Here is an 11,852-nt window from a genome sequence, read left to right as displayed (position 1 = left end):
CGGGGAACCCTACGAATGGCTCGACCGTCAGCAACGATACCGGCACACCGGACGGCCCCCACGGGACGGGGGCGGAGCAGGGCGGTAGCGTCAGGGCCCAGGGCCTGTCTTTGGGATCAGGCCGGACCAGAAGAGACAGCAGCGGAGGCCGCGGGTGCGGTCGCGGTCGCGACGACAGAGGGAAGACGTCCAGCACATGCCGGAGCGCCAGTCCACGAACGACAACAACCCGTTCGCGCCGCCGCCCGAGGGCCGGCCGGATCAGCCGTGGCAGCCGCGGCGACCGGAGGGCTCGGGCGACGACACGTCCGGTTCCTCGGGTTCGCCGGACGCTTCCGGAGCCGAGCCGGGCGAGACCGGGTCGTCCGGGGCTCCCGACGGCCGTTGGAGCCCGCAGCAGCCGGGCCGCTCGACGGACGGCTTCGGCCGGGGTCCCGACGGCCGGGGCGGCCAGGAGGGCGGCTCGGGGCAGAGCGGGTCCGGGCGGGACAAGGGGCTGCGCTGGGATCCGACGGACCCCGCGCAGCGGCGGGCGCGCTACGCGATCCTCGCGGGCATGTGGGCCTTCTTCTTCGCCATCTTCGAGATCCCGGAGCTGGCGCTGCTGCTCGGCGCCCTCGGGCTCTACTGGGCCATCAGCTCGCTGCGGACGAAGCCGGGGGAGGCGACGGCGTCGGCCGCCGTGTCGCCGACGTCACAGCCGGACGCGCCCGCCACCCCGCCCGTCGCGCCCGCTCCCGCTTCCGCGCCGGCCCCCGGCACGGCGCCCGTCCGCTCGATGCGGACGGCCGCGATCAGCGGTCTGGTCGCGTCGGTCGTGGCCCTGATGATCGTCGCGGTCGGCTTCACCATGCAGCTCGTCTACCGGGACTTCTACGAGTGCCGTGACGACGCCCTGACCCACGCGGGCGAGCTCGCCTGCAACGACCTGCTGCCGAAGCCGCTGCGCGCGGGCTTCGGCGTGCGGGAGTAGTCCCCTCTCACGCCTTGGGCGGCGGCGGGGAGGACTCCCACGCCGCCGGGAGGTAGTCGTACGGCTCGAAGCCGGCGTCGTCATCCAGGTCCAGGTCCAGTGCCGGGGTTGAGGGCGTCGTGACGGCGGGGGGCGTCGTGGCGGTGACGGCCGGAGCGACGTCTGCCGCCGAGGTCGCGATCGATGTCGGGTCCGGCGCCGCGTCCGGCTCCGTCTCCAGGTCGAAAGGCTGCCCGGACCTCGCGCCCGTCCCCGCCCCGGCCCCCGCCCCCACGGACGCGGACGCCGGTACGGATACGGACGCGGGTGCGGACCCAGGCGCCGGTACGGGCAGCGGCAGGGGCTTCGGCCGGAGCGCCCGCCGGCCCCAGGCCCGTACCGTCAAGGCCACCGGCACCCCGACACAGGCACCCCAGAGCACCGTCGCCGCGCCCGCCTGCCACCACACCGGGCCGAAGGCGGACAGCCGGCCGGAGCCGAGCGGGCCGCCCGCCGCGGCCGCCAGGACGGCGATGACCACCCCGCAGCCCCAGGCGGCCGCCAGGGCCGCCAGCGCCGCGTCCCGGACCGGCCAGCCCCGCGCCGTACGGCCCACGCGCCACCCCTGCACCAGGGTCGCGGCCAGCGGGACCGCCGCGGCCGCCCAGTGCGCCCACGTGCCGCGCCCCTCGGCGGGCAGCGCGGCCAGGAGCGGGAACGACGGCAGGGCCGGGTCGCCGGCGAGACCCAGCGGGGTCGCGAGCGCACCCGTACCGAGGGTGAAGCCGGGGCCGAGCCCGTACGCCGCTCCCCACACGGCCGCGTTCGGCAGGAGCGCCAGGACGAGGAGCAGGACCGCCGCGCGGCCCGACCACTCCCCCGCGAGGCCCTCGAAGGCGGTCTGCGCCTCGCCCGCGTGCCAGGCCAGCGAGACCGCGGCGAGCACCGCGCCGCCGCCGCACAGCGTCACGAGCCCGAGCCCCGCCGCGCGCAGGGCCGCGGCCGCCTGCCGCTGTCCGGGCAGCGGACGGCCGAGCGCCGTCCAGACGCCGGCCCCCGCCGCGCCGAAGACGACGGCGGGCAGCCAGAACCCGGCGCTGATCAGCTCGGCGGGCAGCGGACCGCTCTCGCTGTAGACCACCGCGACCGCCGCGACCAGCAGGTATCCCCCGGCCACCGCCGCCACCGCGCCGCTCGGGGAGGGGCGCGGCCGGTCGCTTTCGGCCCCCGGGTCGAGGGTGTCGCGGGCCGCACGGTGGACGAGCCAGACGGGCAGCACGGCGAGGAGCATCGGCACGATGCCGAGGGGCGCGGGCAGGCCGGACAGCGTGTCCGTACGGGCCAGGTCCACGCCGTGGGCGAGGAGCCAGAGCCCGGCGGCGACGTGCAGGGCGCCACCGGGGCCGCTGTCGGGGTACGGGGAGCTGATCCAGGCCGCGGTCACCAGGACGGCGAGGGCGCCGAGACCGAGCCCGGCGGCGACTGCGCCCCGGACGCAGGCGGTGGCCAGGGCGGCGGAACGCCCGCCCTGGACCAGGGAGTGCTCGGTCAGATGGGTCACGGGGCCATGCTGCCAACGACACGCGCTTTAGCCGCGTAACAGGCAAACCTCCGCTGTGTCGCTCAAGATACGTTTATGTACTTTTCCGCCCATAGCAGCTCTGCGGGAGGTCGACGCCGATGAGCCGGAGCACCACGGATTCCGCATCCTCCGTCACCCTGCCGACACCGAAGGAGCGGCGTAGGTTGCGTGAGGCCCTCGCCCTGAGCGAGGAGCAGGTCGCCGAGGCCATGGGCGTCACGAAGGCCACCGTCAAGGCCTGGGAGACCGGGCGCTCGGCGCCCCGGGGCCGCAAGCGCGAGGCGTACGCGAAGCTGCTCGGCCCGCACGAGGGTGCCGCGGCGCCCGGCGCCGCGCAGGAGCCCACGCAGCCCGAGAAGCCCGCGCCCACGTCGACGACGTCCGCGACGTCCGCGACGTCCGCACCCGAGCCCGCTTCGGCTTCGCCATCGGCCTGGGGCTCGCCATCGGTCTCACCATCGGCCTCGGTCTCGCCCTTCGCCTCCGCCAACGTCCGGCCCAAGGCCGCCGCCAAGCGGGCGGCCAAGCCGCCGAAGGCTCCCTCGCCCGCTCCGGTCATCGCCTCCGGGCCCGCCCGCAAGGGCGCCCCGAAGCCTCCGGAGCGCCTGAAACCCGCTGCCGCCGAGAAGCCCGCGGCAGCGGGCGTGGCGGCAGGCGGGACGGCGACCGTCGCCCCGGGCCCGGAGTCCGCTCGGCCACCCGCCGAGCCGGGACTCACCCCCGCGGAGGCCTTCGACGCGCTGTACACGCACTCCGCACCCGGCCTCGTCCACCAGACCTATCTGCTCACCGGTCGCCGCCGGCTCTCCCGCGAGTCCGTCGAGTACGCCTTCCACCACGCCTGGGAGCACTGGCCCGAGGTCGCCGTCGACCCGGACCCGGTGGGCTGGGTGCGGGCGGCGGCGTACGAGTACGCCCTCTCCCCCTGGCACCGGCTGCGGCGCGCCCACAAGCACCCCGACTCCCCGCCGACCGAGGCGAACCGGCGGGCGCTGCTGGCCGCGCTGCTCGAACTGCCCCCGCCGTACCGCCGTACCGTCCTGCTCTACGACGGGCTCGGCCTCGACCTGCCGGACACGGCCGCCGAGACCGAGGCGAGCACGCCCGCCGCCGCGAACCGGCTGCTGCACGCCCGTACGGTCCTCGGGCAGCGGATCCCCGAGCTCGCCGAGCCGGAGGCCCTGCACCACCGGCTGCACGCGCTGGTCTCCGAGGCGCCGACGGCGACCCTCCCGGCGGCGCGCACGGTCCGGACCGGCAGCGAGCGGCGGACCCGCAGGTGGACGCGGGCGGTGGTCGGGGTGACGGCGGTCCTGATCTGCGTGACGGCCTTCACGGCGGCGACCGCTCCGACGCACTACCTGCCCGTGGAGGTCCCCGGCGAGACCGTCAACGGCGTGCCGGTGCGCGGCGGCTCGCAGAAGCTCGGCCCGGAGGACGTCGAGCTCCGCGACAGACTCCGCTCCGAGCCGAACCCGGGCCCCGAGCGGCTGGTCCCGTCGGCGGAGTAGCGCGGACGGGCCGTACGTACGCGAGCACGAGCGGGCCCGTACGGACGCGAGTGGGCCCCGCCCCCGCCCGGTTTCCCGGGAGGGGCGGGGCCCACTCGCGTACTGCTGGTGCTGCCTACCGCTGGTACTGCTTACCGCTGGTGTCAGCCCGCGAGGATGGCGCGCGCCAGCTTGGCCGTCTCGGTCGGCGTCTTGCCGACCTTGACGCCCGCGGCCTCAAGGGCCTCCTTCTTCGCCTGGGCCGTGCCGGAGGAGCCGGAGACGATGGCGCCGGCGTGGCCCATGGTCTTGCCCTCGGGCGCGGTGAAGCCCGCGACGTAGCCGACGACCGGCTTGGTGACGTTGGCCTTGATGAAGTCGGCCGCACGCTCCTCGGCGTCACCGCCGATCTCACCGATCATGACGATCAGGTCGGTGTCGGGGTCCGCCTCGAACGCCGCGAGGGCGTCGATGTGCGTGGTGCCGATGACCGGGTCGCCACCGATGCCGACGGCCGACGAGAAGCCGATGTCACGGAGCTCGTACATCATCTGGTACGTCAGCGTGCCGGACTTCGAGACCAGGCCGATGCGGCCCGGCTTCGTGATGTCGCCCGGGATGATGCCGGCGTTGGACTGGCCCGGGGTGATGAGACCGGGGCAGTTCGGGCCGATGATGCGGGTCTTGTTGCCCTTCGACTGCGCGTACGCCCAGAAGGCGGCGGAGTCGTGGACGGCGATGCCCTCGGTGATGACGACGGCCAGCGGGATCTCGGCGTCGATCGCCTCGACCACGGCGGCCTTCGCGAAGGCCGGCGGGACGAAGAGGACCGAGACGTCGGCGCCGGTCTCCTTCATCGCCTCGGCGACGGAGCCGAAGACCGGGACCTCGGTGCCGTCGAAGTCGACGGTCGTGCCGGCCTTGCGCGGGTTCACGCCACCGACGATGTTGGTGCCGTCGGCCAGCATGAGCTTGGTGTGCTTCATGCCCGTGGCACCGGTCATGCCCTGGACGATGACCTTGCTGTCCTTGGTCAGGAAGATAGCCATGGTGTTCTGACCTCGTCCCTTACTTCGCAGCCGCGAGCTCGGCGGCCTTGTCGGCCGCGCCGTCCATGGTGTCCACACGCTGCACGAGCGGGTGGTTCGCGTCCGACAGGATCTTGCGACCCAGCTCCGCGTTGTTGCCGTCGAGGCGCACGACCAGCGGCTTGGTGACCTCTTCGCCCTTCGAGGCGAGGAGCTCCAGGGCCTGGACGATGCCGTTGGCGACCTCGTCACAGGCGGTGATGCCACCGAAGACGTTGACGAACACGGACTTGACGTCCGGGTCGCCCAGGATGATCTCCAGGCCGTTCGCCATGACCTCGGCGGAGGCGCCGCCACCGATGTCGAGGAAGTTGGCCGGCTTCACGCCACCGTGGTTCTCACCGGCGTACGCGACGACGTCCAGGGTCGACATGACCAGACCGGCACCGTTACCGATGATGCCGACCTCGCCCTCGAGCTTGACGTAGTTGAGGTTCTTGGCCTTGGCGGCAGCCTCGAGCGGGTTGGCTGCGGCCTTGTCCTCGAGCGCCTCGTGCTCCGGCTGACGGAAGTCGGCGTTCTCGTCGAGAGACACCTTTCCGTCCAGCGCCAGAATGCGGCCGTCCTTGGTCTTCACCAGCGGGTTGACCTCGACGAGGAGCGCGTCCTCGGCGACGAAGGTGTCCCACAGGGTCACCATGGCCTCGGCGACACCCTCGGCCACGTCGGCCGGGAACTTCGCCTGGGCCACGATCTCGCGGGCCTTGACGATGTCCACGCCCTCGACGGCGTTGACCGGGACCTTCGCGAGGGCCTCGGGGGTCTTCTCCGCGACCTCCTCGATGTCCATGCCGCCCTGCACCGAGGCCATGGCCAGGAAGGTGCGGTTGGTGCGGTCGAGGAGGTACGAGACGTAGTACTCCGCCTCGATCTCCGGGGACAGCTCGGCGATCATCACCTTGTGGACCGTGTGGCCCTTGATGTCCATCCCGAGGATGTCCGTCGCGCGGGCGACGGCCTCGTCCGCGTCGCCGGCCAGCTTGACGCCGCCGGCCTTGCCGCGGCCACCGACCTTCACCTGGGCCTTGACGACGGACTTGCCGCCGAGGCGCTCGGTCGCGGCGCGCGCGGCCTCAGGCGTGTCGATGACTTCACCGGCCAGCACCGGTACTCCGTGCTTGGCGAAGAGGTCCCTCGCCTGGTACTCGAACAGGTCCACGCGCGTCCGTCCCTTTTCTGATGATCGCGGTTCGTTTTCTGCGTGGGCGTGCCGCGAAGGGCAACGTGACTGCGCTGTCACAAGGGAGGCGAACACGGTGACCGTGAAACGCGGCATGTCCGTCTCGCAGGTTATCCCCGGGGGACGTGGGTCCCTAAATCGCAGCTCACAACGGAGCGGTGATACGGGTCACAGAACGTAGGGGGCGCTGGGCGGTCCGTAGGGGTCGCGGCGTGCGGGCCCATGCCCTTCACGGCAGGCGGGGACTGGACTCCCGACCCCTCACGACGCGCCAGGGATCAAGGTGAGGGCCTCTCGGAGGCGGGTGTGATATGGACCTCAGTCACCCCCTGAGCACCCGTGCGAGTGGCCCCGGGGCTACGGATTCCGCACCTGCCGGACGGGCCTGGCGGGGTCGGGCGGGGTCGGGCGGACGGTGGAGGCCAGACGGACGGTGGAGGCCAGGCAGGCGGTGGAGGCCAGGCAGGCGGTAGAGGTCAGGCGGGCGGTATCGGCAGGGGGCGCTTCTCCAGCGCGGCGGCCATGATCTCCGGGAACAGGTCGGGGGTGCAGGCGAAGGCCGGGACGCCGAGCGCGGCAAGCGCCGCCGCGTGGTCGCGGTCGTAGGCGGGGGCGCCCTCGTCGGAGAGGGCCAGCAGCGCCACGAACTGGACGCCCGACGCCTTCATCGCCGCCACCCGCTTCAGCATCTCGTCGCGGATGCCTCCCTCGTACAGGTCGCTGATGAGGACGACCACGGTGTCGGCGGGGCGGCCGATCCTCGCCTGGCAGTGGGCGAGGGCGCGGTTGATGTCGGTGCCGCCCCCGAGCCGGGTGCCGAAGAGGACGTCGACCGGGTCGTCGAGGTGGTCGGTCAGGTCGACGACGGCCGTGTCGAAGACGACGAGCCGGGTGGCGATCGACCGCATGGAGGCGAGCACCGCGCCGAAGACGGCGGCGTAGACGACGGATGCGGCCATCGAGCCGGACTGGTCGACGCAGAGGACGACCTCCTTCCGCACCGCCCGGGAGGCGCGCCCGTGGCCGACGAGCCGCTCCGGGACGACGGTGCGGTGTTCGGGCAGGTAGTTCTTGAGGTTGGCGCGGATCGTGCGGTCCCAGTCGATGTCCCGGTGCCGGGGGCGGCTGATCCGGGCGGAGCGGTCGAGGGCGCCGGTGAGCGTGGCGCGGGTGCGGGCGGCGAGGCGCTTCTCCAGGTCGTCGACGACCTTTCGTACGACCGCCCTGGCGGTCTCCCTGGTGGTCTCCGGCATGGCCTTGTCGAGGGAGAGCAGGGTGCCGACAAGGTGCACGTCGGCCTCGACGGCCTCCAGCATCTCCGGCTCCAGGAGGAGCGTGGCGAGGCCGAGCCGGTCGATCGCGTCGCGCTGCATGACCTGGACGACGGAGCTGGGGAAGTACGTCCGGATGTCGCCGAGCCAGCGCGCGACGGAGGGCGCGGACCTGCCGAGCCCGCCCCAGCGGTCCCTGCCCTTGCCGTCGGGCCCGGCCTCGCGGCCGTAGAGCGCGGTGAGGGCGCCGTCCATGGCGGCGTCGGTGCCGGTGAGCGCGCGTCCGGTGCCGTCGGCGTCCCCGCCGCCCAGGACCAGCCGCCAGCGGCGCAGCCGCTCGTCGCCGCCGGTGCTGCCGGTGCTGCCGGTGCTGCCGGTGCTGCCAGTGCTGCCGGTGCTGGTGGGGCTGGCGGGGCTGGCGGTCATGGCGTGGCCTCCTTGCCGTGGGTGCCGGCGCTCATGGCAGTGACCTCCGTACCGAGGATGCTGCCGCTCACGGCGCTCATGGCGGTGGCCTCCGTGCCGAGGATGAGGTGGAGGAGGGGCAGGACTCCGTCCGCCCGTTCCCGGTCGAGTCCGGCGGCGAAGCCGGGTGCGCCGGCGGGCGTCGCGCGGCCCGGCCCGTCGGGTTTCGGGCCACGGGCGACGAGCTCGCCGAGGGTGCGGCGGACACCCGGCTCGTATCCGGAGAAGGTGCGGCGCAGCAGCGGCAGGACGTCGGTGAAGGCCGTGGCCGGTACGGAGGTGAGCCAGGTGTCGACCAGGCCGAGCAGTCGCTCGTCGTGGACGAGGAGCAGTCCGCCGCCGGAGGCCCCGCCGACGAAGCCCTCGATCCAGGCGGCGGCGTCCTGCGGCGGGGCGCCGGGCGAGAGAGCGCGGCTCATGAGCGGCGCCGCCTCGTCCTCGGTGATCCGGCCCTCGTCGAGGAGGAGCCGGGCGGCCCGGCCGCGCAGGACGCCGGGCACGCGGTCGCAGTCGGCGAGCCGGTGCAGGACGCCCGTCCAGCGGTCGGCCGGCCGCGCCGCGTCCGGCAGCAGGCCGAGGGCCTGGTGGACCTCGTCGATCCGGTCGCGCATGGCGGTCGCGGCGTCGGCGTCGAGTCCGGTGCAGGCCGGCGGGAGGCCGACGCAGATCCGCTCGGCGAGCCCGGCGGCGACCTCGGCGAGCGCGGCCGTGTCGGTGCCGCGGACGTCGCCGTAACGCAGGGAGCGGGCCAGGGCCGGGAGGGCCTGGGCGAGGTGGGTCACGTCGGTGTCGAGCGCGGCCCGGTCGGCGAGGGCCCGCATCACGACGGGCAGGGCCTCGCCGAGTCCGGCGAGGAGGCACTGCTCGGCGAGGGCGGTGATGTCGGCGAGAGCGGTCGCGGCCAAGGCGCGGGACTCGGCCTTGGCGGTGGCGGCGGCCTCGACGGTGGTGCCCCACACTCCGGCCTCGGCCACCTGGACGTGCAGCTCGGGCTGCCAGCGCAGTCGCCAGGTCTCCCGGAAGGTGCCGGTGCCGGCCCGGCCGGTGGCCGGGATCCCCCAGTCGACGCCGAGCAGTCGCAGCCGGTGCAGCAGCCGGCTGCGGGCGCCGTCCGTCTCCTTGCGGAGGTCGAGGTCGAGCTCGCGCTCCCGCGCCTCGGGCTTGAGCCGCAGGGAGCGCTGGAGGCGGCTCAGGTCGCGCTGGAGGGGTACGGCGGGGGCGCCGGCCGGGACCTCGCCGAGGACGTCGCCGACGACGAGGCGGTCGCGGACGAGGTCGAGCGGCACGTCGGAGCCCTCGCACAGGACGGCGCGGACGGCGTCCGTCGTCTCGTCGAATCCGGGGAGCGGGCGGCCGCGCAGGGCGGCGAGGGTCTCGGCGAGCCGGACGGCCTCGATGACGTGGGCGGTGGAGACGAGGTGGTCCTCCGCCCTGAGGAGTCCGGCGACCTTGGTCATCCAGCGCTCGACGGGCCGGTCGGGGGAGGTGAAGAGGTGGGCGTACCAGCCGGGCGCGTCGATGCCCGCGCCGTAGCCGGAGCGCCGGGCGAGCCTGCGGTGGGTCCAGGGGACCCAGGTGAGCTCGGTCTTCACCTTGGGCAGGCCCTTGAGGAGGGCGCGGTCGGCGGCGACGGTGGTCTTCCGGGTGAGGGCGGGGACGTGCCAGGCGCCGCAGACGACGGCGATCTCGTCGCCGAACTCCTTGTGGGCGGCGCGCAGCTGGAGCCGCATGTACGCCTCGCGGACGAGGTCGCGGGGGTGTCCGCCGTGTCCGTACGCCTCGCGCAGGGCGCCCATGGCCTCGGCGAGGGCCTCGAACGGAGCGGTGGGGTCGCCGTCGCCGCGCAGTTCGACGACGTCCTCCCACCAGTGCTCGGTGTCCTCGTGGCCGGCGGTCCTGGCGAGTTCGGCGAGGGGGTCGATCCGGAGCCGGCCGCCGGCCGCCCTCCGGCCGTCCACCTCCTCGCTGTCGTCCCAGGTGGGGTCGGCGGCGAGGGTGTGGGCGGCGGGCAGGTCGACGAACCGGACGGCGGCGCCCCGGTCGAGGGCCCAGCGGATCGCGACCCACTCGGGCGAGAACTCGGCCATCGGCCAGAACGCGGCCCGCCCGGGGTCGTCCACGGCGTGGGCGAGCAGGGCGACGGGGGGCCGCATGGACGCGTCCCCTGCGAGGGCGACGAGGGCGTCGGCCTCGGCGGGTCCCTCGACGAGGACGACGGCGGGCTTCTCCGCCTCCAGCGCGGCCCGCACGGCGCGGGCCGAGCCGGGCCCGTGGTGCCGCACCCCGAGCAGCAGGGGCCACCCGCGCCGCCCACCATCCCCGGTCCGGACCGCGTCCCCGTCCCGGAGCGTGTTCCCGTCTCGGGCCGCGTCCCCGTCCCGGAGCGTGCCCCCTCCCCGGGCCGCGTTCCCGTCTCGGACCGTGTCCCCGTCTCGGGCCGCGTCCCCGTCCCGGGCCGCGTCCCCGTCCCGGGCCGCGTCCCCGTCCCGGAGCGTGCCCCCTCCCCGGGCCGTGTTCCCGTCCCGGACCGTGTTCCGGCCGGGGGCCCGGGCCGTGGTGGCGGGTGTCATGCGCTCACCTCGCGGCAGGCGCGGTAGAAGTCCTTCCAGCCGTCTCTCTCCCTGACCACGGTCTCCAGGTACTCCTGCCAGACGACCCGGTCGGCCGCCGGGTCGCGGACGACGGCGCCGAGGATGCCGGCGGCGATGTCGCCGGGGCGCAGGACGCCGTCGCCGAAGTGGGCGGCGAGCGCGAGGCCGCCGGTGACGACGGAGATGGCCTCGGCCGTGGAGAGCGTCCCCGAGGGGGACTTCACCTTCGTCCGCCCGTCGGTGGTGACTCCGTCCCGCAGCTCGCGGAAGACGGTGACGACGCGACGGATCTCGTCCGCCCCGGCGGGCACGGCGGGCAGGTCGAGGGAGCGTCCGATCTGCTCGACGCGCCGGGTGACGATGTCGACCTCGGCCTCGGGGGTGGCGGGCAGCGGCAGCACGACGGTGTTGAAGCGGCGGCGCAGCGCGCTGGAGAGTTCGTTGACGCCCCGGTCGCGGTCGTTGGCCGTGGCGATGAGGTTGAAGCCGGGGACGGCCTGCACCTCCTGGCCCAGCTCCGGGATCGGCAGGGTCTTCTCGGACAGGATCGTGATGAGCGTGTCCTGCACGTCGGCGGGCATGCGGGTGAGCTCCTCGACGCGGGCGGTCATGCCCCGCGCCATCGCCCGCATCACCGGGCTCGGCACGAGGGCGTCGCGGCTGGGACCGTGGGCGAGGAGTCGCGCGTAGTTCCAGCCGTACCGGACGGCTTCCTCGGGCGTGCCCGCGGTGCCCTGGACGAGGAGCGTGGAGTCACCGCTGACGGCGGCGGCGAGGTGCTCGGAGACCCAGGTCTTCGCGGTGCCGGGCACGCCGAGCAGCAGGAGCGCCCGGTCGGTGGCGAGTGTGGTGACGGCGACCTCGACGATGCGGCGCGGTCCCACGTACTTGGGCGTGATCACCGTCCCGTCGGGGAGCGTGCCGCCGAGGAGATAGGTGGCGACGGCCCAGGGCGAGAGGCGCCAACGGGCGGGGCGCGGCCGGTCGTCGGCGGCGGCGAGTGCGGTGAGTTCGTCGGCGAAGGCGTGCTCGGCGTGCGGCCTCAGGGCCTCGGCGACGGTCTCGGGCAGGCCCGGTCCGGTGTCCGTCTCGACACCGGAGCCGGGCCGCGCGACAGATTCGGGCACGGTCATGGATCCCCCTCCAGATCGCTCGACCTGTTGTGCGATCCACCGTGCACCATCCCACTGACAATCGGCTCTCACCGCTGGTCAGGGGCCTTGTGAGAGGCTC

Annotated in this window: 8 protein-coding genes; 2 read left to right on the top strand and 6 right to left on the bottom strand. The window is 74.4% G+C overall.

From position 1 onward, the window contains the following. Positions 1 to 196 precede the first annotated feature (196 nt). Positions 197 to 973 carry a hypothetical protein gene (locus tag ACWFR1_RS29540; protein ID WP_453556505.1) on the top strand — a complete coding sequence of 259 codons (777 nt, stop codon included), beginning with the start codon at positions 197 to 199 and terminating at the stop codon, positions 971 to 973. Positions 974 to 980: 7 nt separating this feature from the next. On the opposite strand, the gene ACWFR1_RS29535 is transcribed toward ACWFR1_RS29540, so the two are convergent. Further along, complete coding sequence (locus ACWFR1_RS29535) at positions 981 to 2,513, bottom strand: cell division protein PerM (protein WP_453556502.1); 1,533 nt, start codon at positions 2,511 to 2,513, stop codon at positions 981 to 983. 185 nt (positions 2,514 to 2,698) lie between these two features. Here ACWFR1_RS29535 and ACWFR1_RS29530 point away from each other — a divergent pair, with 185 nt between their 5' ends. Continuing rightward, entirely contained in the window at positions 2,699 to 4,045 is a 1,347-nt protein-coding gene (locus tag ACWFR1_RS29530; protein ID WP_453556500.1) for a sigma factor-like helix-turn-helix DNA-binding protein, read from the top strand. A 143-nt stretch (positions 4,046 to 4,188) separates the two neighbouring features. Here ACWFR1_RS29530 and sucD read toward each other — a convergent pair whose 3' ends face one another. From sucD to ACWFR1_RS29505, 5 genes are all read right to left on the bottom strand, one after another. Continuing rightward, the gene (gene sucD / locus ACWFR1_RS29525; RefSeq protein WP_453556497.1) at positions 4,189 to 5,073 is read right to left on the bottom strand and encodes a succinate--CoA ligase subunit alpha; all 885 of its coding nucleotides are present in this window, start codon (positions 5,071 to 5,073) and stop codon (positions 4,189 to 4,191) included. A 19-nt stretch (positions 5,074 to 5,092) separates the two neighbouring features. Further along, the gene (gene sucC, locus ACWFR1_RS29520; protein WP_453556494.1) at positions 5,093 to 6,271 is read right to left on the bottom strand and encodes an ADP-forming succinate--CoA ligase subunit beta; all 1,179 of its coding nucleotides are present in this window, start codon (positions 6,269 to 6,271) and stop codon (positions 5,093 to 5,095) included. 497 nt (positions 6,272 to 6,768) lie between these two features. Then, complete coding sequence (locus ACWFR1_RS29515; protein ID WP_453556491.1) at positions 6,769 to 7,989, bottom strand: VWA domain-containing protein; 1,221 nt, start codon at positions 7,987 to 7,989, stop codon at positions 6,769 to 6,771. After that, positions 7,986 to 10,598: a DUF5682 family protein gene (locus tag ACWFR1_RS29510; protein WP_453556488.1), complete on the bottom strand. Its 2,613-nt coding sequence runs from the start codon at positions 10,596 to 10,598 to the stop codon at positions 7,986 to 7,988. Before ACWFR1_RS29510 ends, ACWFR1_RS29515 begins: the two co-directional genes overlap by 4 nt. After that, entirely contained in the window at positions 10,595 to 11,752 is a 1,158-nt protein-coding gene (locus tag ACWFR1_RS29505) for an ATP-binding protein (protein WP_453556485.1), read from the bottom strand. Before ACWFR1_RS29505 ends, ACWFR1_RS29510 begins: the two co-directional genes overlap by 4 nt. Positions 11,753 to 11,852 lie beyond the last annotated feature (100 nt).

The sequence above is a fragment of the Streptomyces sp. NPDC055103 genome (genome assembly GCF_053607625.1).
Note: the sequence above shows the minus strand (reverse complement) of the source record. Positions and strands in the feature narration are given on the sequence as shown.

Excerpts from the sequence above, each read along its gene's own strand:
- ACWFR1_RS29510 (WP_453556488.1), bottom strand. The coding sequence starts at position 10,598 with ATGACACCCGCCACCACGGCCCGGGCCCCCGGCCGGAACACGGTCCGG.
- ACWFR1_RS29505 (WP_453556485.1), bottom strand. The coding sequence starts at position 11,752 with ATGACCGTGCCCGAATCTGTCGCGCGGCCCGGCTCCGGTGTCGAGACG.
- ACWFR1_RS29515 (WP_453556491.1), bottom strand. The coding sequence starts at position 7,989 with ATGACCGCCAGCCCCGCCAGCCCCACCAGCACCGGCAGCACTGGCAGC.
- sucD (WP_453556497.1), bottom strand. The coding sequence starts at position 5,073 with ATGGCTATCTTCCTGACCAAGGACAGCAAGGTCATCGTCCAGGGCATG.
- ACWFR1_RS29540 (WP_453556505.1), top strand. The coding sequence starts at position 197 with ATGCCGGAGCGCCAGTCCACGAACGACAACAACCCGTTCGCGCCGCCG.